General features: G+C 44.8%; 13 protein-coding genes. 4 read left to right on the top strand and 9 right to left on the bottom strand.

What is annotated here, in order from left to right; all coding sequences use genetic code 11:
- Nucleotides 1-315: 315 nt before the first annotated feature.
- Entirely contained in the window at nucleotides 316-7,554 is a 7,239-nt protein-coding gene (locus tag DN068_RS01395; RefSeq protein WP_165836246.1) for an immunoglobulin domain-containing protein, read from the bottom strand.
- 135 nt (nucleotides 7,555-7,689) lie between these two features.
- Nucleotides 7,690-8,034 (bottom strand): hypothetical protein, encoded by a 345-nt coding sequence (locus tag DN068_RS01390; RefSeq protein ID WP_110997084.1) that lies wholly within the window; start codon nucleotides 8,032-8,034, stop codon nucleotides 7,690-7,692.
- A 257-nt stretch (nucleotides 8,035-8,291) separates the two neighbouring features.
- On the opposite strand from DN068_RS01390, the gene DN068_RS01385 reads away from it, so the two are divergent.
- A complete protein-coding gene (locus DN068_RS01385) occupies nucleotides 8,292-8,930 on the top strand; it encodes a response regulator transcription factor (protein ID WP_110997083.1) in 639 nt (212 codons plus the stop codon).
- Between the two features lie 77 nt (nucleotides 8,931-9,007).
- On the opposite strand, the gene DN068_RS01380 is transcribed toward DN068_RS01385, so the two are convergent.
- From DN068_RS01380 to DN068_RS01360, 5 genes are all read right to left on the bottom strand, one after another.
- On the bottom strand, nucleotides 9,008-11,110 hold the full coding sequence (locus DN068_RS01380; protein WP_110997082.1) for a tetratricopeptide repeat-containing sensor histidine kinase: 2,103 nt from the start codon (nucleotides 11,108-11,110) through the stop codon (nucleotides 9,008-9,010).
- A 45-nt stretch (nucleotides 11,111-11,155) separates the two neighbouring features.
- A complete protein-coding gene (locus DN068_RS01375; RefSeq protein ID WP_110997081.1) occupies nucleotides 11,156-12,187 on the bottom strand; it encodes a DUF481 domain-containing protein in 1,032 nt (343 codons plus the stop codon).
- 152 nt (nucleotides 12,188-12,339) lie between these two features.
- The gene (locus tag DN068_RS01370) at nucleotides 12,340-13,143 is read right to left on the bottom strand and encodes a DUF2490 domain-containing protein (RefSeq protein WP_110997080.1); all 804 of its coding nucleotides are present in this window, start codon (nucleotides 13,141-13,143) and stop codon (nucleotides 12,340-12,342) included.
- A gap of 40 nt (nucleotides 13,144-13,183) precedes the next feature.
- Nucleotides 13,184-15,160 (bottom strand): alkyl/aryl-sulfatase, encoded by a 1,977-nt coding sequence (locus tag DN068_RS01365; protein ID WP_110997079.1) that lies wholly within the window; start codon nucleotides 15,158-15,160, stop codon nucleotides 13,184-13,186.
- Nucleotides 15,161-15,272: 112 nt separating this feature from the next.
- A complete protein-coding gene (locus DN068_RS01360) occupies nucleotides 15,273-16,898 on the bottom strand; it encodes an arylsulfatase (protein ID WP_110997078.1) in 1,626 nt (541 codons plus the stop codon).
- Between the two features lie 327 nt (nucleotides 16,899-17,225).
- On the opposite strand from DN068_RS01360, the gene DN068_RS01355 reads away from it, so the two are divergent.
- Together DN068_RS01355 and DN068_RS01350 are read left to right on the top strand one after the other, a co-directional pair.
- Complete coding sequence (locus DN068_RS01355) at nucleotides 17,226-20,228, top strand: sensor histidine kinase (RefSeq protein ID WP_110997077.1); 3,003 nt, start codon at nucleotides 17,226-17,228, stop codon at nucleotides 20,226-20,228.
- The gene (locus tag DN068_RS01350; protein WP_110997076.1) at nucleotides 20,210-20,845 is read left to right on the top strand and encodes a response regulator; all 636 of its coding nucleotides are present in this window, start codon (nucleotides 20,210-20,212) and stop codon (nucleotides 20,843-20,845) included. Before DN068_RS01355 ends, DN068_RS01350 begins: the two co-directional genes overlap by 19 nt.
- A gap of 30 nt (nucleotides 20,846-20,875) precedes the next feature.
- Here DN068_RS01350 and DN068_RS01345 read toward each other — a convergent pair whose 3' ends face one another.
- Nucleotides 20,876-21,937, bottom strand: a complete 1,062-nt coding sequence (locus DN068_RS01345) for a T9SS type A sorting domain-containing protein (RefSeq protein ID WP_110997075.1) — start codon at nucleotides 21,935-21,937, stop codon at nucleotides 20,876-20,878.
- A gap of 319 nt (nucleotides 21,938-22,256) precedes the next feature.
- Here DN068_RS01345 and DN068_RS01340 point away from each other — a divergent pair, with 319 nt between their 5' ends.
- A complete protein-coding gene (locus DN068_RS01340) occupies nucleotides 22,257-25,295 on the top strand; it encodes a ligand-binding sensor domain-containing protein (RefSeq protein ID WP_110997074.1) in 3,039 nt (1,012 codons plus the stop codon).
- On the opposite strand, the gene DN068_RS01335 is transcribed toward DN068_RS01340, so the two are convergent.
- Entirely contained in the window at nucleotides 25,222-25,866 is a 645-nt protein-coding gene (locus DN068_RS01335) for a response regulator (RefSeq protein WP_110997073.1), read from the bottom strand. The two genes, DN068_RS01340 and DN068_RS01335, sit on opposite strands and share 74 nt — an antisense overlap.
- Nucleotides 25,867-25,877 lie beyond the last annotated feature (11 nt).

The following is a 25,877-nucleotide window of genomic DNA, read 5'->3' as shown; positions in this document are numbered from 1 at the left end:
TTCCGCAGTTGACAATTGACAGTTGTCCCCTTTTGATTTTGGCTTTTGAATTTAATTCCCCGAATAATCATCAACAACAGGCAACACTTCACCCATGATATAACCAGATCATTGCTGCGATGCAAGAAATACACAGGCCGGTGTAATCTCTTCCGGTTCTTCAAATAGTCGTCGGCGAATTAACTTTTATTCCTGCATGAAAACTATGCCAGCGTTGAAATTCCGAAATGAGAAAGGAGACGAAACTGGAAATGATTTAAAATAAAAAAAGCCGGATACTAATGTATCCGGCTTGCTACTCAGAGGCTGAAACCACTACTGTTTCGTTATTTTCTCGGTCTTCACAATTATTCCGTTTTCATCCGATATCTGCATTAAATACAAACCTGCAGGAATATCGCTGAGGTATATTCTAGTAACCGCTTTTTGCGACAGCAATGTTTGTCCCAGCAAATCACGTAACACAATATTGACTTTGACAGGTGCGTCGATATTTACCACATTTTGTGCAGGATTTGGATATACACTAATATCTGAAGCATGAACAAGAATGTTTTTCACACCCACGTTATTGACAAAACTCAGCAAAGAATAATTGGTACAATTCAACACATCAGTTACGCGAACCAGATAACCGCCATTCTGCGTAAATGTGTAGCTCTGCGATGTCGCGCCGTTGATCGGTGTACTGTTGAGATACCATTGATAACTTGCATAACTGCCCGTTGTAAGCGTATTGCCACTGACCGTAATAACAGGCACCGGCAGCGGATTTACGACAACGAGTACCGGCGGATTAGAGGTTTCAGAGCAACCAAAACTGTTGGTCACTGTAACCGAATAACTACCATTGTGGTCCGCTACAAAATAATTATCTGTAGCACCGGCAACAGGTGTTGCGTTATTTTGCCATTGGTAGCTAGTACCCGTTGCTGTTACCGCATTCAGCACTACTGCCCCACCTTCACAAAAAGTAACCGGCGTTGTGTAGGAGATCATTGCATCCGGTTTCGGATTAATCGAAACATTTATTGGAGCAGATACGGCACTACAACCGAGATTATTTGTATTTGTCACGGTATACAATCCGCTGGAAGTCGCACCCAAAGCAACGGCTGTTGCCGGTGGATTAATTGCGGTACCGTTTTTGCTCCATAAGCGAGACACAATCGTTGGGTCCGTGTTACCAGTCATCCAGACTGTATCGCCGGTACAACCACCTGCTGTGGCACTCAACAATGTTGCGGTAGCTGTCGGCAGCGGATTGACAACAATTGTCGTCTGTGCAGATGTTGCGGTACAAGTGGTTGCGGTGTTGGTTACAGTCACCGTATAAATTCCGGCGGCTGATGCTGTATAACAAGTGGTAGTTGCGCCGGCAATGTTAGTACCATTTTGTTTCCACACATAAGTCTGACTAACACCTGATGGCACACAGAGATTAGTTGTTTGCCCCTGGCAAATGGTAGTACTGTTGGATGGAGTGATAGTAACATTCGGCAGCGGATTTGCTGTCACATTTGTAGCAGCAGAAGTTCCGGCACAACCATTACTATTCGTTGCAGTCACCGTGTAAGCACCACTTGCAGTTGCTGTATAAACCGTATCGGTAGCTGCAGGAACAATAGCTGTTCCGTTTAATTTCCATATATAGCTAAGACCGCTTGCTGGATTAGCTTTCAGCACTACGCTACCACCTGCGCAGAAAGTATTTGCGCTACCAGAAATAATGGTCACCACCGGCAATGGATTTACGGTAGTGGTGGTACCAGACGAAGTTGCCACACAGCCTGTAGCCGTATTTGTAACGACCGCCGTATAATTGCCAGAAGCATTTGCGGTATAACAAGCATTCGTTGCACCTGCAATATTGTTTGTGTTTAATTTCCACTGATAAGTATAACCAGCTGTTGACGGAACACAAAGTGAAACGTTTCCTCCCTGACAGAATGTAGTGGCGCCGCCAGGAGTAACTGTTGCATTTGGCAATGGATTCATACTAACCGTTGTAGCAACAGAAGTATTAGAACATCCTGCACCAATTGAAATTTTAAGTGTGTAATTACCTGCTGTTGTGGCGGTATAGACAGAATCTGTGGCACCCGTAATAACATTGCCACCGAGACTCCACTCGTAAGTAAGACCCGCAGTATTCAGTCCATGCAATACAACACCACTACCCGAGCAGATCGCGACAGCGCCGGCTGGATTAATTGTAGATGTAGGCGCACCACTTGCATTTACTACAATAGCATTGGATGTTCCCGAACAGCCGTTTGCTGTATTGGTAATTGTTACTGTGTAGCTTCCTGAAGTAGAAGCAGTATAAGCAGAGTCAGTTGCCGGAGGTACCATAGCTGTACCATTGTTTTTCCATACATAAGTAAGGCCCGGCACCGAGCTCGCTTTGAGTAATACGCTGCCCCCAGCGCAAAAACTTGTAGAGGATGTAGCGACAATATTCAGCGGTAATGATTGAACAGTAAGTGTCGCGGTATTTGAAACAGTAGTACCGCAAGGGCTCACGCCACCTACGATTACGGTATAGTTTCCTGCATCGGCAGCAGAAATAGCCGCCATTGTATAAGATGTAGCAGTGGCACCCGAGATATTCGCCCCATTCTTCTGCCATTGATAAGTCAGCGGACCTGTACCCGTTGCTGCAACAGAAAACGTTACAGGACTATTTTCACAAAGTGTCTGAGATACAGGCTGCGTTGTAATAGTCGCCGGCAGATTGAGTGACAATGTTGCATTCGCTGATGTAACGCCCGTTACTGTCGGACAGTTGCTGCCCACGCTCACACTGTATACTCCTGCATCACCCGCAGCAACAACAGGAATCACATAAGTTCCATTTGTCGCACCCGGAATATTTACTCCTGCTTTTTTCCATTGATAATTAGCACTTGAAGAATCTGTAAGGATCACACGGAACGTATCCGGGCTACCAATGCAAGCCGTATGTGTTAAAGGTTGCGTAGTAATATTGATCGGCGCACATTGTTCACCCACAGCAAAATCATTGCCAGTAGCAAATGTGAGGCCTGAAACTTTAATACTGGTAGCAGCCGGTGAAGCAACCGTTGGATAAGTCCATGTGGAAGGCTGGTAATTACCTGCCACAAAATTTGCTGGCGTGGCAATCGCGTCCACGTCCGCAGCATTCCAGTTGAGCGTCATAGCTGCGCCGGTAGCGTTGAAAGTAGTACCGTTAATCGGCTGTACGGTATAATAACGGTTCACGCTCTTCGTTGGATTGATACCAGAAGTATTAATATTCGGATGATCCAATTTAGTTGTACTCGCCCACATATCACCGGCAGTTGTTACTGTACCGGAATTAAATTGTACCGGTGCATAATAACTGGAGTCACCGATCGGGAAGAGACTTGCAAACGTACCCGTAGGAACGATGCGTTGAAAACGACCTGCTACCCAGCCATTCGCCTGACTATAGCCCGTAATTACGCCACCAGATATCATCACCAGCGACGCATTTGCCGGCATAAAAATCCGGGAAGGACCCGCATTAATTGCTGTTGCGGCCACAAAAGTTGTAGTACCGGAGAATGTAATAGCATTGCCGATGTTGAACGTAACACCTGTGCCATTGCGCAGCGTTAAACTAGAGAAGAAAGCAGTCGGACTTGTTGCCCCGTTGCGGAATGTACCCGCACCACTTACAGTCTGGCCGCCCGTTGCATCACTGATAGTCGCATTCTGATAACTTGCAAAATACAATGGCTGATCGCAGGTGAAAATACCATTTGCAGCTACGGTGAGATTACCATTCAGATAAGTGATTGCCGGCGTGGACATACTGCGGAATTCCCCGCTGGTAATGATCATATTGCCAAGCATACTGATCGCGTTGCCGACGCTGACAACGCGATTGTTCGCACTTCCCGTATTGATGACCAGATTACCGAGCGCCAGGCGACTGGTTGTCGAAGCCTGAGCCAGATTAAAACGGAAGCCGGCAACATTGGCACTCGTATCTGTAGAGACACCGTTACCAAAAGCAAAAGTATGTGTAGGAGCAAGATTCGTGTAACCAAGTGTTGTGTTGTATTCAAACGCTCGCGTCAAAGTAGCAGCAGTGCCAACATGCGGATCCACGACTGTAAATGTACCACCAGTGAGATTCAACTGGTTTGTTTGCCAGCTCGCTATTACAGTTCCGGAAGGCACACTGGTTGCAGGATTGCCACCTGCGTTGCCATCTACATTCACATTTCCCGCAGTCTGATTAAATACAGATCCCGCGGCGAGCACCATATTACCGTTTATATTCAGCGTACCACCGTTTACATTCAGCGTACCGGTGCTTGTAAATGGTTTATTACTGCCACCGGCAGGACCAAGATTTACAGTACCTGTACCACCAAGGCTCAACGTGCCGCTATTAGTGATTGCACTATCGATAGTCAGTGTATTTGCATTTGCCTGCAGCGTACCGCCACTAAGAATAGTCAATGATTTTGCAGCATTCGTTGCCGCGTCCACTGTAACTGTAACACCAGGATTGATGTAAGCGATATTGGCATTTGTTGGTGCTATGCCGATATCCCATGTAGTACCTGCACTCCAGTTGCCTGTATTTACAGCAATGTATACGCCTTCAATATCAGCAGCGTTGGCACCAATATAATGGCTATTAGTAAGCTGCGCCACAGAAAGACCAGTGCGCACCACAGTCATGCCGGAACCCGCAACATAATTCCCTGCAATAGAACTGCTTTGCATCAGGCGCAAATTTGCAGGCGTGATCGCGTTAAACAAGCCTGTACCTGTAAGGCTCATGCTAATCGTTCCGGTAGCTACTGGCACACTTGGCGTAGTAACTGTCCAGAATGCATTTGTTCTTTTATCGATAGAATAAGTACCATCCAGAACAGGTGTAATTGTTGTGAGACCACTCAATGAATTGTGCCCTACAGCAATACTTCCGCCCGTTGAAAGAGCAGTTGAAGCGCTAAAATAAATAGAAGCAAAACGATTGACACCCTGGTAGGAAATCGGATAAAAACCAGCTGCAGTACCAGTCACAACCGCAGTTGTCGGCAAGCCGGTTGTGCCATACCAGCGAACCAGCGAACCTGTTGTAATGCGGATCGTTCCTCCTGCATAAGATAAAGCGCCGGCTGCTGTTGCTGAGGTTCCCAGTGTAAGTGTGTTGCTGCTGAGGTCAATATCGCCGGCAGTCATCGTCAGCGTACCACCAATGGTACGACTGGCAAATGCCGTTGGAATGGTCAGTTTTCGGAAATTATTTCCGAGGTTAAGTACTACGTTAAACGGACCATTTGTAGCTGGCCATACAGCAGCTGTTGCTGTTATAGAGCCGGCAGTGTCATAAGTCAAGGTAGTACCAGTAGCTGCATAAGTCAATGCCAGCGTAGTGTTGATCGGATTGGCATTCGTATTTGAAATGCGAACACCACCACTGCTGTTGATTTTAAAATTAGGTGTGGTAGTCAGCAAACCCGTTCCGGTAAGGTTGATACCTCCGCCGTTAGACACCTGATAAATAACCGGACCATTGATTGCTGAGTCCACAAAACTTGCATTCTGTGTACCACCAGTTCCATTAAAATTCAGCGTCACCGCACCGGTACCGCTTACGCGTAAAATACCTTTTGTCTGATTCACATTACCGAGAATCGTTACAGTTTTTGCAACAGTGCTGGTACCGATGCTGAATTTACCTTTGGTCTGAACGAAATTATTAATCGTTGGGCTCGCTGTGGACGACCATTGCCATTCAGCAGTACCTGTGGTATCTACCGTCAGTGTACCATTAATCGCTGTGGGAACGGTCGCCCAGACTGTGTTGTTGGTTTGTAGGGGACTGGCATATGTAAAATTGTAAAAAGTCTGTGCTGTATTCGTTGGCGCTGTAGTTGCGGTGGTGAGTCCGGCAATCTTAACCGTAGAACCAACGCCCCAGGTTGCTACCGGAATCATTCCTGCAACGGAAGAATATTTATGGAGATAAGTACCCAAAATTATCAGATTGGCCGTTGTACTGGTAATAGTTCCCGCGGCAATACCACCTGCGGCAAAAGTACCGGTAGCTGTAACGGTATCTATTGCATTGGTAAAGTTCATCACGTTGCCAATAGAAGCAGTGTTTGCAATTTCCAGCGTACCGGCGATTTTACCAGTAGCACCGGTACCACTAAAAGCGATGGTCAATGCTGCAGTAGTACTGTTGTTGATTAACGATGATCCTGCTGCGATATTTAACTCATTAGTTGTGGCATCATTATCAGAAGCTAAAGTCAATGTAGCTGCTGCCGGTGCCTGAAACACAGCGGTTGTATTATTCGTGAACAATAATCCGCGAATAGTTTGCGCCGGAATATTTTTTACGGTGTCTATAACACCATTATTGAACTGAAGAATGTCCGTTACATCTGGCAATACCCGGTTGGGCGTCCAGTTGCCGGCTACCTGATAGTCTGTACTGACACTACCGTTCCAGGTATAAACCGATGGCGCTAAAGTAGTCGCTGTGCCCGTTAACGGAGTTGTAGCAAGATACAGCGGACCGCCGCCGCAAACATCATTAACCGAATAAACAGTGTACGTATAGGAAGTACTTCCGGTCAGACCTGTATTAAGAAAAGAGGTATTACTACCGATGTAAACAACAGTTCCGTTACCCAGTGTATTTCCCGCAGCATAAGTAGTTCCGTCAACCGGAGTTGTATTGAGCGGCGCACCACTTGTACGAACAATCAGATATTTATCCGGTGCCGGTGAAGCGGCCGTATAAGACAAGTTAATGCTACTGGCGGAAGCTGTCAGATTCAAACCCGAAGGCTGCGCTGTAGGTGCCGTACAGAGTGTTTTCACAGCCATAGCCATCACATGCATCACGCCGTTGGTAGAAGATCTCACAACGGAAATACTTGCGATCTGTTTGGAATAATTGCTGCTATTCAACGCCAGTTTCAATTCAAAAAGATGTGGATCTGTTGTAGAACCGCTAAGTACATTGGTCGATATTAAAACACGACCAACTCCCGCAACACTTGCCGTTGCATCTTGTTCATACCAATCGTAATAACCAACATTGGAGAATACCTGTGTGGTGGCATCCGTAAAGGTAATGGTGATATTTGCGGTAGACTGAGTGGTAGTTCCACCTGTACTCCCGGCGGTTCCAAGCAAACAGATTTCAGCGCCTGCAACCGGTGTGGTTACTGTCAGCGTACCCGAGCCACCAGACGCCAGCCGCAGTGAGTTATTACCGCTATAAGGCATCAGCTGAAAGTTGAGACCAGGACTAAGCAAGCTGGTGACAGACAATGAGCTGGGTAAATAATAAGTTGGCAACGCCGTCGTAGCAGTTGCCTGAAAATCCTGGGCAGTAAACGCGTAACCGGCGCCATCCACATCGGCAGTGGTAGAACCAGACGCCGAGCCAATACCGTCTGCGACAATATCTGCATTAAAGCCGGTGAGGGCTACCGGAATATATCCGGCATTCGCCGCTATGCATAGAAACAGCAGGCAACTTAAAAGTGTAATTTTTTTAAACATCGCTCGTTTTAGGTGTATAGCAAAAAATAAAAACATAGGTTCAGTACATCAGGCAAAGCAGGCTTACAAAACGGTCAAAGCAAATCCAGAACAAGTAACAGAGGAGGTCAGTAAAAACGTCTGATCAATTATTGACTACTGCGGCAACGTAATTGGTGCAGGCATCACTTTGTGCGGCGATATTCCATTTAAATCATTGTGCAGCAATGTCTTTTTATGATTGAAATCCGTAGCAGGTAACGCTTCCGGAACAGAACGATTATTAAGCTGACGATGAGAAGCCATTACCAATGCCTGCTGTAGACCTGTGCCAGATAATGGAGCCCAACATTTATACGCCCGGTTATTAACCAGCAAATGCGCCTCCAGCTTTCGTTCTACCGGCGTTTCATGCCCATAAAACATGCGGGATGACAGTATTACAGGCGCCATCAGCAGCAGACTAAAGAGCAGGCTGAAAAAGAACAAACCTTTTTTCATAAATGGATACCGAAAATTTTAGGGTAACAATTACGGCAGTGCTGATAGCTATGACTGGTCAATCTTGAAGCTTTATAAATCTGGTGCGAAACTGTACTTGTAAGCGGCCAAAAGCCTGATACAAAGGATTTTTCCGGTGGTCCCAAAGATCGCGCAAACAACATATCCCGATTTACCCCAAATTTCAGATGGGGACTACATTAATTTTAGTGTAGTGAAGTGTGTAATAAATATCGGAGATTTACAGTGCGTTAGTTATGCAGCTGAGTATTGCCCTGATCGACGATCATAAGATGTTTACCGACACGTTGTCCCACGTGCTCGGGCAGCATGAATTTATAGCATCCATAAAAGTGTATGCTTCTGCGAAAGATTTTCTGCAAAATCAGGATCTCACCAACACAGATATTATTGTAACGGATATTGCAATGCCCGGCATGAGCGGGCTAGACCTGTTTTCTGCGCTTGAGCAAAAAGGGCTGCAACAAAAACTGATCCTTCTTTCATCCATAACGGACGCCCCAACTATCAAAAATGTTTTACGCAGAGGTGTTGGCGGTTATGTAAGCAAAGGAGCGCCGCTTACCGAATTATCAAAAGCCATACAAGCCGTTTACTATGGCGAACAATACATAGGAAGCGAGCTGAAAGATATCCTCATTAAAAGTTCATTTGCAGAGGAGCAGATGACTTATGACCTTTCACCACAACAAAAAGAAGTGCTGCGACTGGTCTGTTCCGGCAAAACAGTGAAGGAAATTGCTTTCGAAATGAAGCTGAGCATTAATACTGTACAAACCTACTATCGTAATATCATGAAGAAATTCAAGGTAAACAGGACTGTCGATCTGATATTACTTGCCGTGCAAAATGGCTACGTGCCGTCAAGGACCTGATGACGTTTATTTGCCGACCGCTGATGCCGGATTTTCTGTGTGGTACCTAAAAATAGATTTTAAAATCTGCGATCAATTTATCCCAGCGGAAAATTCCCATTGATAAACGCGCCGGTATCACCGCTTCTCATCTGTATTTCGCCGTTGATGGCTGCTACTCTTTTCTGGATATTACGCAATCCCATACCTGATCCGGAGTGACCAACATCACCCATTCCCTTTCCATTATCATGCACGGTGAAATAACATTTTCCACCACTAAACTGAATACGAATAACGACTTCAGTCGCCTGCGAATGCTTGATTACATTGGTGAGACATTCGTTGATGATATGATACAGTTGCTCTCTTTGCTGTGTGCTCAATAGCTGAGCAAATCCTTCCCGATCAATATCGGTTTTGATTTTTAAGGAAGTTTCCTCAAGAATATTATGACTGATGTCTGACAGGAACTGAATCAGGTCATGCTGCGCGCGACTTCCGGAATTCAGATTATGCATGTATGCTCTTACATTCCTGTAGATTGTAGCTATCTCCATTTCTACTTTCGACAAAAGACCACGGTCTGCATCTGTTTCTGCGCGTTCTTTCACATCGCCCATAAAGTATTGTAAAGCTACCAGCGAGCTGCTCAGATCATCGTGCATATCGTCTGATATTTGTCTTCGCTGCGCTGCTATATTATCCTGATGCTCTGTTTCCAGCCTCAGTTTTTGCAACAACAAATCTTCTTTCCGCTTCTGTTCTTTACTATTATCGAGCTCTGTGATAGCCAGTTCCAGTTGCTTCTCCCGTTCAAAAAGAGCTGCGTTCAGTCTGGTCATTTTCCCGACCATTTTCCGCGAACGACGTAAAGTCAAAAGGACTGCCACAATAAGTACCACCAGCAAAACTGCAGCAGCAACAGCAATAACGAGATACAACTTCTGGATGTAATTATTCTTCTCCAGCAGATCAGTTTTGTATAATTGCGCGGCCTTATCCAGCGCAGATTCGATATCGGTAATATTCATCTGCTGACGATATGTCTGCAGAGAATCCTTTAGCTGATAATAATGCTGTAAATAATCAACGGCATTTTTCTGTCCGGTCAATTCTGCATAGCGACTCTTTAATTGTAACCAGTAAAGTTTTATTTCAGGCGTGCCACTTGCGATAAGAAATGTATCAGCCGTACGCAATAATATCAACGCGGAATCATAGTGTTTCAGATCCATGTAAACATTTGCAAGATGCAACCGCGTAATATTAGCATCATTGTTTTCATAGCCCGGCCGGCTGTTGATGGCAATGCTTTCGCGGAAAAGCGCAATTGCTTTTGCCGTATCACCAACCTGACGCCAGGCTTGTGCCATATTCCCGTAAATCACGCCCAGCGAACCTTCCTTCGCCTTGGGCATATAATCAAATTCTTTCTGATGCACGTCAATGAAAGCAAGTACCTCATCAAAATATTTTAAAGCGCTGTCTGTCTGCCCGGCTTTGGTATAAGACAACGCCACGTTACTCATTTGCCTTTGGGCTTCATAAATCCGTGTATTACCTGAAAGTGTACTCAATGCTGTTGCCAATGCATCCTTATAATAATTCGCTGCTTCTGCGTAACGGCCTTTCTTATATAAGACGTCTGCAAGTAAATAAGAATAACGATGCTCCGCCGCAGTGTCGTGGTGTTGCGCACTGATCAGCCTGGCCTGAGTAATCAGCTCATATCCTTTATTATAGTCGTGATGAGCGATGTAATAACCTTGCTTTTTCTGTAACGCAGCCGCATATTCGCTCCACATTTCATCCGTCAGTTGATTATATTCGATCACCCACAACATGCTGTCCACGTAATTGCCTTCGCAATACGGAAACTGCTTTGACCCCGTTCCTCCGCACAACCGGCCAAGAAACGAGTAATAGTAATATTTATCCGCAGTACTGACTTCGGGAAATGTACTATATGCAGAATCTACAAACGCCAATGCTGCAACGCTGGAAACATTGTTGCGTAATGAATCTCCACGTTCAAACAAAGCATCGGAAAAATGTCTGGTTGTTTTTCTTTTGCTGCTGTTTGTGCAGGAAAAAAAGCAAACTATAAAGAATGCAAAAAGTACAATCCCACAATTGGAGCGACTTAGCAGGTAATATTTGCTACCATTTTTCAATTTTGCGGGAACAGTCCAGAACATATCAATTCCGGAAAATTAAAAATATAAAACAGAAGATACAATTTCCTATTTCAACTCCCAGCCAACGGAAAGTGTTACGATATAGTCTAACTCTCTGCCGGTAACCGCAGGCTGATTATCATAATTGATGGTACCGCCGATCCGGATATAAAAATTCAACGGCAAATCATATTTGGTATCAAGTGAAAAATCGGTACGCCAACGACGCGCTTCTGTTAAACTAGGGTAAACATATACGCTGCTCACCATGCTGAAATCGTTCAGTCCAAAGAGATTTAACTCCATGCCTGTATAGGCTTCCAGACTTTTCCGTGAAGGGGTTTCATTTGAAAATGTTTCATTATTGAACGATAAACCTGCCCCAAGCGCGCAGTATAACTTATCGCTGCGTGCAAAGAATTTTCCTGCGCCGGTTCTGGCGGTTGTCCTCAGCTGGATGGCCTGTTCCGTGTTGGAAAGCAGGTCCGGCGTAAAATTCAGGAACCAGTCTTTAGGCAAAAAATAACGAAAAGTCATTGCAAACTCTGTGCGCTTTGTTGGCGCAATGCTGTCCTGTTTGGACCTGAGATCACTGTAAAAGGCAAGCACCTCCCATTTATTAGCACGGTAGCCAAGTGTAGTGCGACTGTTATATTGACGCAAATTATTTGCCTTGGTAAGACTCAGACCAAGATCAATGCTCGCAGACGCATGGCTCAGGAAGTTGAATTTCCCTCCTTTCAGAAAAACGATTTCTGACAAAGTTGTATGTACGGTATCCTTCTGCAAGGTGATAATCATTACAGCTTTAGGTGCTGCAATTGAATGCAGCTCGCCATTCATCCTTCGCCCATCTTTTAAAACAATCAGAAAATGCGTCTGAGAATAAATTGCTGTAATACCCGACCATTCTATTTGAAAATCATTTTTTGAATAGTCAGTTTCAATTGTGGCAACGCCGTCATCGAGCATTTTCAATTGCCCTACGATAACGTCGCCGTTTTTGAGCACAAGCGAATCACGCTGAGCCAGCACGGATACCGGCAACAGGCAACAAAACAAGGCGACCAGCCACTGTACCGTTTTATTGCTTGCCATCTTCAAATTTTTAAGTTTGAATTGCTTCCTTAAAATTACGGCAGTACAACAAAATCGGCAAACGGTAAAATATCAGAATTGTATGGTCTCGGTGAGCGGAATCGAATTATGGTGCATGATCTACCTGGCATAAAATGGTCAAAATTCTTCGATCAATCCGCGCCACCGTCAATATTATCAAACGTTTCCCTTACCTGACGAACGAAATTGTATTTAAACGAAAGCAGCGGTCCATAATAAACATCAAACTGTGTATCGTTGGTGCGCAACTGCATCTGACCAATGCCGCCGATCAGAAAATGCAGATTGGGTGTAATGCCGGCACTGTAGTAAACCGACATCCGGAAAATATCAAAATGGCTGTTGGCATAATCCGGCTGAGGAAATTTGAGCATCAGCTCTGCGTAATAAGAGATGTTGGCCGACTGAAACCAGGGCTTTTTACTGTGCTGGGCCAAAAAATGATTCACACCAAAGCGCGCTCTCAGCCTTGGTACGGTCTGAGGTTCCCCATTGCGGTCATCAAAAAATTTGGTTTCGAAACGTACTTGTTCAAAAAGACTTCCTTTAGGCAAAGGCTGTGTCAGCGTTCCCATAATGATCAGACGTTGTTCCAGCGTTTCATAATTCCCTGCTTCCGCAATCTCATATTTCTTGTTGTGTGCATAACCAAGCCATAGTTTCATATTCTTCAGGCCGGAATAAATAATCCAGGGGCGGGCCACAGCGCGCTGCACATAAGCAAAAGGATTACTGTTGGAGTAAGCCCCCTGCGTTACCATTTGTCCGTCCACTTGTCCGCTGAGATGCCATTTCTGATAAAGAGGAAAAGCAACGTCTACCTCTTCAATAGACGCAGGAATAAATCCCATAGTATAGGGCGCGGCTTGTCCCCGTAAGGAAAACCGCGCCCCTATGCAGAGCAATAATATCAATCCTGCTTTTGTATAATTCATTTTTCCAGGCTAAATAATCTTCAGAACGATACACTCCTCGCTATGGTTCTACAATATGGAACCAGAAGTTGAATTTATCAATCATCCCCAGAAAGCTGGCAAATGCAGCTTTATCGCCAGTGATTCTGATAGTGCCATCCGCAGCCAGATCATTAAATGTCTTTTCACCTAAGCTGATCCTGTCAAGATCTTTGCGATTAATCGTAATGGAAGCGGTTACCGGGTCTGGCAGCAGACTGCCGACTCTCGGATTGCAGACACCGTTTTCAATCATCAACGCAACCTTTTCGTTTACATCAGGCATGGTGATATTGAAATTATATTTCATTGCGGCAGCGGCAGATTCAGTGCCTTTAAAGCGCATGGCCAGGTAGTTGAAGAATAAACTGGTTGACATACCACGCACCATATCTGGTCCGGCCGTATTCGGCGAAGGCAATACTTTCACACCCTCCCGCAGTTCTTTAGCGCCAGAAAGATAGAAATTACGCCATGGTCCTGATTCTGCCTGATACCCCAGTTGCTCATATGCATCGGCCAACAAATTGCGTGCCTCTTTATTCGTAGGATCAGCAAACACAAGATGATTCACTACCTGCGCTACCCAACGGTATTCACTTTTGTCATAAGATTTTTTTGCCTGCGCTAATAGGTTGGCAGCTCCCCCCATAAACTCAACGTATTTCTTCCCTGCGTCAGCGGGTGGCAAAGGGTCAAGATCCGCAGGGTTACCATCAAACCAGCCGAAATACAAATCATACTGTGCTTTCACATTGTGACTTACCGAGCCATAATAGCCACGATTGTAAAACTGCTTGTCGAGACCCGCCGGAAGCTTTATCATATCGGCGATTTCAATTGGCGTGTATCCTTCATTCGCAAGACGAAGGGTTTGATCATGGATAAAACGGAACAAATCTCTCTGGCTTTTCATGTAGACATTAATATTGTCGTTGCCCCATGTAGGCCAGTGGTGGGAACCAAAAGACACCTGCACATCATTACCCCATTTAGCAATGGCGCGATCAATGTATTCACTCCATTTCTGGCCATTCCGAACTTTGGCACCTCTGAGCGTATAGAGATTATGCAGCGTATGACTTAAATCTTCCGATTGGCAGAAAGCCTTGAACTGCGGAAAATAGAACATCATTTCTGCGGGTGCTTCAGATTCCGGCGTATAAATAAATTCTACCGTTACACCATCAATTACGCGTGTTTCCCCTGTCAGGCTTTTGATCACATCGGTACCTTCCAGAATGCCCGCCAAGCCGGTCGACGTCGTTTGTCCTAAACCTGTTCCCAGTGTACCTTTCGCCTCTTTAGGCAACAGGTTACCATACATGTACGATGCGCGTCGTCCCATTGTATTTCCACCCATTACATTTTCACTGATTGCTTCATCAAAGTAACCCTCAGGTACATAGATCGGCACCTTCCCGCTTTTTACATCAGCTTCGTCCACCACGCCGCGTATTCCCCCAAAGTGGTCGATATGGCTGTGTGTGTGAATAATTGCAGATACCTTCCGTTTGCCCAGTTTTGCATTCGCAAGATCTAACCCCGCTTTTGCTGTTGGCGGAGAAAGCAACGGGTCAATGATAATCCAGCCAGTCTTCCCTTCTATCAACGTCATGTTGGCAAGATCAAAACCGCGGATCTGATAGATACCATCCGTTACTTTAAACAATCCATTGATGCTGTTAATTTCACTCTGCCGCCAGAGGCTTGGATTGGTGGTTGCAGGCGCCTGCCCTTTGATGAAATCATATTGCTTCATGCTATAGACAACATTGCCGTTTTCATCTTTTATTTCTCCGGCATCAATCGTTGCTATAAACCCTTTCCGTGCATTCTCATAATCGGTTTGGTCGCCGAAAGGCAAATAGGATTTTAATTCATCCTGTTTCTTTTTAGTGAAAGAAGTCGCTTCTTTCGGCGTTGCATTTGTCTGCGCATTTGCCATATAGCTAAAACCCGCTATTGTCACCAGTGCTGTAAATATTTTCCTTTTCATAGTGGCTTTTTATTAGTGAATGGTGAACAGTTAATGGTGAATGGCGAATTACAATTTGTAACTTATAACGTACAACTCATAACCCGCCACTCATAGCTACTAACTTACACTCCTATTTTTCATTACCCAGATCAGGCAATTTCACACCTTTCTGATCCATCAGCTTTTTAGCTTCCTGAATGGTCCGGAATTTATTTATTTCCATTGGCCCGGTAAATGTTTCGCTTTGCAGCGGACGCGGCGGATACTTAATATAAGTCTGCATCAGGTCTTGTATCGCCTTGTTGAAGACCACCATCGTCCAGGTTTTTTCCGTAAAGCTGTTCATGAACAAATCATAGCGTTCCTGCGGATCTTGCCACAAATCATAAATAGCAGGTACCGTAGCAACATATTGTTCATCACCACGCCAGCCCAGTTGCTGACCTGGCATATCACTACCGGCCTGTGCACCATTATCGCCACGCATATTGTACACGGCTTTAAATTTACCTACTCGCACAGCACCCGGAGATAATTCTGCCTCTGTGAAATAAAACCATTTGTCACGCAGTGGTTTGCCCTCTTTAAACAGCACGTTCGACATATCATAACTGTCGAATATTATTGGCTTTCCTTCACGATCCTGAGTAGGCAATGTAATACCTGCCAGGCTTGCAAACGTAGCCATCAAGTCAAGACCACCTACGATATCATGGCTATCGCTGCCCGCCTGAATCTGTCCTGGCCACCAGGCGATAGCCGGCACACGGCTGCCGCCTTCTCTGTCCGTACCTTTAGAACCTCTGAATGGCGTATACCCCGCATCAGGGTGCACATCCTGCCAGGCGCCATTGTCTACGGTATAAATCACAATAGTATTTTCTGAGATACCCAATTGACGAATTTTATCCATCACACGGCCGACGTTATAATCCATCTCCACCACGCAATCGGCATACTTACTTTTTGCCGGCGATTTACCTGCAAACTGTTTGGATGGTAAATTAGGCTGATGGTTTTTCGCAAAATTCACACACATAAAAAACGGACTGCCACCTTTGCCATATTCATCCAGTTGTTTCAGCACGTTTTCAGTCATATTCATATCCAGCTCTGCGATATTATCTTCTGTCACTTTCGTTACCTCTCTTGCTTTACCACCCGCTTCACCTTCCAATACGCCGGTTGTTACTTTTTTAAAGAAGGCAAGAATATCTGGCGTCATGTCCGGATTCCACGAAGGGAATGCATAAGTGTAAGCGTTGAGGTGGTATAACACTACGTTCTGCATTTTATCAAAACCATGTGCAATCGGCATCGCATAATCCGCTTCGCCCAAATGCCATTTACCACTGAAATAGGTTTTGTAATTCGCTTGTTTTAAAACGGAAGCCAATGACCATTCCGCTGCCGGCAAGCCACCGCCCTGTCCTTGAAAAGCCACAGTAGTCATACCGCTGCGATTGGGAATACGGCCGGTCATCATTGCAGCTCTGCCGGGTGTGCAACTCGGCTGTCCATAAAAACTCCAAAACTGCATACCCTCCTTAGCCATGCGGTCGAGATTAGGTGTTGGCATACCTCTGCCTACACCACCGCCATACACGCCAAGGTCTCCCCAGCCCGTATCATCTGAAATCAGCATGATAATGTTGGGCTTTTTAGGCCGGGCCTTTTTCTGCTGCGCAAAAACCGATGTGGTTGAAAAAAATGCTATAAACAACAACAATAGCACTTTGATGTTTCGACGATTCATACTGTAGTGTTTAATATTGTTTAAGAACAAGTGGGTTTCTGTAAAAGGAGATGTGTAAGCGAAAACTATCGGGAGTAGCTGCGATGCAGCAAATCGCAATAGGCATTTTATGCTTTTATATAACTGAAAAACAAGGCTTCATATCAAAAAGGCCTTTCTAAGACGAATATAACATATGTGATATTTTTATTTTGTAGCAGTTTTAACTATCTTCAAGACAGCTACATCCAAACAAGTCACCATTATTCATTTGCTCCCTGTTCCTATGGTTGTTTGTCTTTTACTGGCTGTGGTTCAACGATAACATAAACCTACAATTGTGCGTCAATGAAATATTGCTCACGACTGTTATGTTGCACCTTTTATCTGCTCACAATATGGATTCCCTATTGTAGCGGGCAGTTTTTGGGCTATGATGTATCGCATTTCAACAGTGAGAACGGCTTACCGAATACCATCAAAGGATTACAAAACGACCGAAACGGATTTGTCTGGATCGCAACGGAGTCTGGTTTAATCCGATTTGACGGCAAGCGATTTGAAACATATGATCATTCTGAAAGCGGAACGCCGGTCAGCAGGTTATTTCACGTTGGCCTCACTCATGACAACCGCATCTATATACAGACCGAAAACATCGGATGTTTCTATGTTACCCCATACAATACGCTAAAACCAATCGACAAACAGGAATTATTCCGGCAAGGCGCTGAACGTCCTTTAATAGGAATGGCGGCAAAACTGCACGATAGCTGCGTAAAAAAAATCAACACCGGACAGATTTCCGATTGGGCTATGCCAACTAATGCTAGCGGTCATTCCTACATGAACAGCATCACCTGTCTGAACGGGTTTTATTATTATCTCAATCAGGGCAATCAAATCATTACAGCAGATACAGCATTCACTTCGTTCAGCCAGATAACATTGGTGCGTGATGGCAAAACTGTAAAACTTCCTGGCAACTCCGACAACAATGAGGTTTCTCTGACCCGGCAAAATAACCTGATCTACCTCAGAGCTAACGACACTTTATACCGGCTGCAGATACAGGCTGATAAACAAACAGCATTATTAACACCGGTACTGGCCGTTGGAAAAATTGCCAATATTGCGTCCTTCCTGGACTTGCCTGACTATGGAATATCAATTGTAGGAACCATTGCGGATGGCATATATATATTCCGGAAACAGTTCTTCCGAAATGTTGCCACTGGCAATGAGACCACCAATATATTTTATGCGCAGGTGCCTTTCCAACAGGACGGCGTTCTAACCGCTAAGGGTGTTTTATATCCGGAGCAATTCAAGCCATTCTCTGCAAACTTCTTTGCAAGCGCAGCTTTTAAAACAACACAAGGAACCTACCTGCTCAATAAAAGAGACAAAGATTCTTCATGCATCTATGAATTGAACGGTCAATTGCAAGCAATCCGGAAAATCCCATTCAGAAGACCTGTGTATTGTTTTCAACAGACAGAAGATGGTACGATTCTCCTTTCTGCCGATTCTAATTTTCTCGCATGCATTGAAGGCGACGCTGTAAAATGGCTCCCGGAACCTGCTGGCCTGCCACGCCCCTTCCGTATTGCGACTTTCATTCCATCTTATGACGGCAAATGGTGGATCGGTGGCAAGCAGGGTTTGATAAAAGTGGATCTGTCCAACAACCATGTTGATACAATAACTGAACTAAAAAATGTATTTGTCCGTAGCTTGTACGAATATCATGGCACACTTTGGATCGGCACTTACGGCAATGGATTCTACGCACTTTATCACAACAGACTGATTGCCTATCCGGCAGATAAAAATCATTACCTCGACTATGTGCATTGCTTTCTGCCAGATTACAGCGGACGGTTATGGCTGAGTACCAACCACGGATTATTTCTTTTCAACTTAAATGATCTGTATATCTGGCTGGAGAGAAAAACAAACGCGCCCTATTTTTACTATTTCGACCATCGCGATGGATTCCTCACCAACGAATTTAACGGCGGTTGTAATCCATCAGGCATTGTTCTTGGCAACGGAAAATTTTCTTTTCCTTCTTTGAAGGGACTGGTACAATTTCCGCCTGACAGCATTTACCCCATCCCGCCCAATGCGGCCATTTTCCTTGATAAAGTGATCGCAGATACAACTGTACTACCACTGGGTTTAAACAATCTGGCATTGCCTTCAAGAACACACCGGGTACGATTTTATATTTCCTCCCCTTATTATGGCAACGATTATAATCAACACCTGGAATATAGTCTGGATGATTCAGAGTGGTATAACCTGAATGACGACAATGTGGTAGAAATGGATAATCTGTCCAACGGTGATCACGTGCTCACAATCCGCAAGCGCGGAGGCTTTGCGTTGGCGAATGTTATCAGCAGAGATATCCTGTTTTCCGTGCGTCCGCTTTTCTATGAAACAGTACTTTTTAAATTATTGGTGCTTGCACTATTTATAACCGCGCTCTACCTTTTGTACCGGCTTCGTATCAAATTACTGTTGCAACAAAAAACAAAGCTGGAACAGCAAGTCGCAGAGAAAACGAAAGAGCAGGATGCGCTGATTGAAGACCTGGAAACGGTGGTTGCAGAACTGGAACAATCAAAAGAAGACCTGCAGCGGAATATCGCATTTAAAGAAACGCTTTCAATGATCATCACGCACGATCTTCAATCTCCGCTTCGTTTTTTATCAAATGCATTTGAACAGATGGACGTCGAATACAGTTATGCTGATACTGAAACCCAGCAACTCAGCAGAGAAATGAAGAAAACTTCATCCAATATCTATCAGTTTGTAAAAGACTTCGGCGTCTGGATCAAAAAGGTAAACATGCATGGGCAAACGGAAATAACCGATGTGAATCTCTCCCGGCTGTTGGTACAGACAGCATCCTTTTTCCAGGAATTAAGGCAAACACATAATAATGAAATTCACGCGGACCTGCCACCGTCTGTTTTTATTCGCACTGACTACCAGATGCTGAAAATTATTTTGCACAACATCATTGATAACGCAAATAAATATTCCAGAAACGGCACCATACGAATCTCCTTATTTAACAAAAATGGAGAAGCAATTATAAAAATACAAGACAGCGGCATCGGCATGAAACCCGCGGTACTTAAGGATCTGATGATGCGGGCGCAACCTGAAACAACATACCAGCTGAATCCCGAAGCTACCGGTACAGGACTTGGTTACCGCTTCATCACTGATTTTTGTCGCATGCTTCATATCTCATTGCAGTTGGAAAGCAAACTAAACGAAGGAACCATTGTCACACTTTCAAATCTTAAACTATGTCAACCAACATCCTGATTGCCGATGATCACGGAATAGTGCGCGCCGGCATCAAAACGATTCTCAAGGACCATATTGCAACTGACAATGTGCACGAAGCCGCTTCTGAAACAGAGGTCATCACACTGGTGAAATCTAATTTCTACGACGCTTTGTTGCTAGATATCAATATGCCAGGCACTGATTTTGCCAGCCTGATGCAATGGCTCACTACCACCACGCCAGACACCGCTGTGATCATATTTTCTATGTACACGGAAGATATTTATGGCAAACGATGTCTGCAATTAGGCGCGAAAGGCTTTCTGCACAAAACAGCTTCGGATACGGAGATTGTTCATGCTTTTCGGAAGGTGTTGAACGGCGAACATTATATCAATACGGCACTGCGCAAAATATTGCAGGAAAGAGAAACGGAAGAACAATCACAAAATCCTTTCGATAACCTTTCTTCACGCGAACTCGAAATTGCGCGGTTGATACAGAAAGGACACAGACTTCCGGAGATCTGCGGCATCCTCAATATTCAATATTCCACGGCGAATACTTATAAGCGCAGAATTTTCGAGAAACTAAATGTACCAACAGCAGTGGCACTATCGCATCTGATGCAGACATTCCAGATTTCAAGCTAAAAGCAGAAAACGTAAGGCTCAGGGCTTATGCTACCGCTGGATTTCTACCGGATAGGTCTGATCTTGTAATTGCAGTATATACAGGCCATTTGCAAATTGATGCACGTCGATATTCGTCTGACCATTTGTGACGGTGCCGCTGGCTATTTGCATACCAATTGCATTGATCAGTTTGTACGAAAATGATTCTGGTGTCGTTGCCGATACCTTCAGCAGATCTTTAACCGGATTGGGATAGACGGTATATTTTCCTGCGCGTTCATTATTTGTCTTCACAGCCACCACATTGCTCTGTGTGCTGCGCCCGTCTTTATCTACCTGTATTAGTTTGTAATAATTATTACCGGCCAATGGCAACTGATCTACATAGGAATAATTTGTCTGCACTTCTGTCTGATCGTTTTTTGAATTAGGCAACCAGTCTATCTGCTCCCAGGATTTTCCGTCGCCACTTCGCTGCACCTTAAACCCAGCATGGTTTTGCTCGCTAAAAGTAGTCCAGTAAAGATTGACTTTATTATTAACTACACGTCCCTGCAGCGCAGACATGGTCACCGGCAGCGGCTGTACCGTCGGTATCTGATCACCGATACAGGGAAGATTTACTTCCAGCGATGCCGAATCATAACCAAACAAAGCCAAAGTATCCGGTGCTGTGTAAACGCCGTTTAATACAAGTCCCAGCGCACTCGCCGACCCAACGTATGTAGGATTGGTACTGGTTGGAATATTCGATATGGTGTTAGTCCCCAGCGGAATAATATTGGATGTATTTGTGATGGACGGCGGCACATTAGGCACGGTAGAATACAATGTGGGTGTGTAATTGTAAAAATTGCCCGTGCTGACAAGGTTGCCAGCGAAGACATTGGTAATATTCACGTACACTTCAAATGCGAATGAACCGGTGACGCCATCATCGCTGTAAATCTGCGTAACCACAATCCTGTCTAATGTAAAGGAAGTGTACAGCGTATAATTATCGGCGGGGTTGCAACCGGCGGGTGTAGTCAATGGCGTGAAGATAAAAGTCTGCCCGCGAGCTGCCGTCATGATAGTGAGCAGCAGCACCATTAAGTACATCTTTTTCATAGGCAAGATTTTAAATCTGTTCCTTGCGGACCAGACGAACACAATACGATCTTCCTAAAATTACCTACGGATAAATACTTTTCGTGTAGCAGTTTTAATCATGTTGGTGAATGGTGAATCACAATCGCTTTCTTATAACCCTCAGTTGAGCGAAATCTCAGACCTAGCTGACAACAGGATTCAGACTTAAACTTTTTATCTCTTAAAAATAACATTTACCCGCCACTCCATAAGAATTGCCCATTGTCAACTGTTCACTGTCAACTGTCAACCATTTATATTAACTTGGTATTCTAATTTCCACGATCACCGATTCGGAATGTTTTACAGGGGGCTGTCACTATTCTATTTATTCATCTTTTTATCTGTTTTTTCATTCGCCCGGGAAAAGACCTATACAGTTGTCAACTACACTACCGACAATGGCTTGCCGCAAAACAGTATCACCGGGATTCAGTTTGACCGTAAAGGTTATTGCTGGCTGGGCACACAAATGGGATTGGTCCGTTTCGATGGGCAACGGTTCACCGTATTCGAGTCAGACAATATAAAAGGGCTGCGCTCCGACCGCATATTTAATGTAACACATGATGCGGCCGGCAATATTTTTGCTGCGACGGGTGGTATTCTCAATATACTTCGGGTAGATGATAACGCTTCGCCAGATGCCGCTACTCCCAGACTGATTACCCAACCGGACCTTGAAATACCCGATCAGGGATCAGCCGTTCCGCTGTCGTTCATGAAAACGATCGCACACGATACTGCTTTTCAAATCGAGTACGGCACATCGCAATTCAACTTGTACCTTCTGCAATCTGCGGCTGGCTATTATATCACATCCAGTCAGATCATCAAATTTGCATTAAAGGGAAATCCCGGATATCATAACACTGTGCTGGTTGATGAAAGTCTAGCCTTGCTCCGGGCTGGCGGCATCACTGCTATATGGACCAATGGCGTACTTCAAAATAATATTAGATTAGAAGGCCCGCTCTGGAGTGATCCGGAATTCAAACGCGGAAATTTTACAACACTCAACCGGGGCGGAGCGTATATCTACGCTGGAAAAAAACTGTATCGACTGCATCTGAACCATAATACACTAAGCAGCGAATCTCTTTTTGATGGCATCGAAATACCTGCTGTATCCTGCGCTTATTTCGATAAGAAAAACAATAAATGGTACATCGGCTCTGCTGTATCTGGTTTATTTGTCTTAACACCTTCCGATTTTTATACACCGCAAACGCCTGATATTTCAGGTAACCAGGGATTTCATAGTCAGACAGTGACGAATGAAGGTATTCTAAGCCAGGATATTCTTTACCGAAAAGATGGAACGACAAAGAAGTGTCCCTTGACTACGCAGGTGAAAGCCGTGTGGTATGACACTGCAAAAAAAGGCTTGTATTATGCGCCTAATCTAATGTTAGAACGGATAGATCTTGCTACCGGCCATTCCAAAGCAATTACGCCGTTAGCATCCCATCTATCGGCTATCTACCCAAATCCCTTACACAGAGATACATTTATTTTCAGCACCAGCTTTTCAATAGGAAAAGTAACGCATGACACACTCATTGCGGAAAAAAGAATTCCGGGCCTTATTGAAGGACAAGAATTATTTGCCAGCTATCCGCAGGGTAATGATACGTTTTTACTGGCTACCTGGTCTGGCGTAAAATGGTATGATTTCAAGAACAATAAGCTTTACAGGTCGATACTCGATTCACTGACCATTCGCCAATTGTATGCAGAACAGCCACAGCGCATATGGATCGCCAGCTATGGCAAAGGCTGGTATCTGTACGATAACGGTCATATCCACAGATTGCCGGACGGGCCTTCGCACGCACTCAAAACAGTCAACGCTATTATCGACGACGGCCGCGGTTATTTCTGGCTGAGTTCCAATGACGGCTTATACAAGGTTAGCAAACAAGCGCTGCTCGATTATGCAGCTGGCCAATCGGAGCATGTTTTTTTCTACGCGTTTACAACAAAAGATCATCTTCCGACAAACGAATTCAATGCTGCTAATCCCTCTTATGTTTGGACGTCCGACAGCATGTTGTCGCTACCGAGCATTAAAGGGCTGGTCTGGTTTTATCCGCATAAAATACATCTTTCGCTACCCAACCAGGGCATTTACCTGGAGCATATTTACATAGACGAAAAAGAGACCAACATAGACAGCACGCTGGTCTTAAAACCTGACCATGGCCGGTTAACGCTCCTTGTAAGCAGTCCTTATTTCGGCAATCCCGAAAACATGCGACTGCAATTTAAAGTAGAAGGACTGGAAAAAGACTGGCATGCGGTACCTGCAAATGGTGAAATTATTATAGACCGGATTCCCGCCGGAGAATTTTCTCTGGTGGTAAGAAAAATATCAGGCATGGAAGCCAGTGCGTATACACAACTGGTTTTGCCAGTCCGGGTCACGCCATTCTGGTACCGCACTACCATCTTCAATTTGCTGCTCTGTTTTTTTATCATCGCAATGGTGTATTGGTTCATCAGACTGCGCACGCGGATACTGCGCAATCGCAACCGCAAACTTAAAATGCAGGTAACGATACAGACGCGTGATCTTCATCGGATGGTCAACAAACTGAAACAATCAGAAGAAGCGCTGAAACAAAGTAATCAGACCAAAAACAATATCATTACTACAGTGCTGCATGATTTGCGCTCACCGATCCGTTTTCTGCACACAATCAGTAAATGGGTAGCCAGTGATCATGCGCGAATGAAGCCAGAAGCATTAAACGTACATCTTGAAGAATTAAAAAACAGCACCGCTTCGTTAAATAGTTTTACCGACCAGTTCTTTACCTGGGCACTCAGTCAGCATGATACTTTTTCGGCAAGCTATACAGAGATAGACCTGCATGAGCTTTTTAAGAAGATTGAAATTTTATACACTGATATCATACAGGCCAGCGCCAACCAACTCATCGTGGTGCCAACAGACGTCCATCTTGAAACAGACTGGGATATATTGTCTGCCGTGATGCGAAACCTCTTGGACAATGCCAATAAAAACACAACCGATGGCACCCTGACATTGGCCGCTTACCGTACTAACGAATATACGGTCATTACAGTAAGCGACACTGGTAAAGGATTTGATGCAGAAAGCCTGAAAGCATTTCTCAATAAAGACAAAACAGATCGCCGGAAAGGAAACGGCAGTTTTATTGTGCTGCAATTACTGGACCTTATTGGCGGAAAGATCATTGCCGATTCAGAACCCGGCAAAGGCACTACATTTAATATTATGATTCCCCATCGGAATGAAGCCCGTGATAATATGCCAGACGGGTCAGATCAACAACCGACTGAACATTAAGCTTCTGAAAAGCCCGGCCCTTAAGCGTACTGGCAGCCGAAGCACTGATGGATAAACTATTGGCGATTTCCAATACGCCCATGCCCTTCAGCAAAAGCGAAACAATTTCGCGTTCCCTTTTTGAAAGATCATCAAAAGAAGCCAGCGTTTTCAGATCTGGAACTGGAGCCGCCTCTACCACATTCTTTTTACGGCTGGTCACTTTACCATCATGCACCGCACTGATCATTTCAATAAACTTATCATCTTCAGCGCCTTTATTAATATAGGCAAAAGCTCCCGCCTGCATGCAACGCGGTGCAAAATCTTCTTCCGGCCCTACGCTGATTACAATAATCCGAAGATCCGGCTGCACGGCCAGGGCCTCCCCGATGAGCCCGATTCCTCTACGATCCGGCATTACGAGATCGCTCAGCAACAAACAATATTCCTTGCGGTTCAGCCGCTCTAATACTTCTTCTCCGGAGCTTGCAAAATCGATAGAACCCTGTTCGCCAATAGCCCGGCGAGTTAGCAATGCTAGTCCGTGACGGACTGCAGAATGATCATCAGCAATCAAAATATCTGGCATAATGGTGGTGG

The sequence above is a fragment of the Taibaiella soli genome, assembly GCF_003236175.1.
Classification (GTDB): domain Bacteria; phylum Bacteroidota; class Bacteroidia; order Chitinophagales; family Chitinophagaceae; genus QKTW01.
The sequence above is the reverse complement of the archived record's forward strand: the minus strand, read 5'-3'. Positions and strand labels throughout refer to the sequence as shown.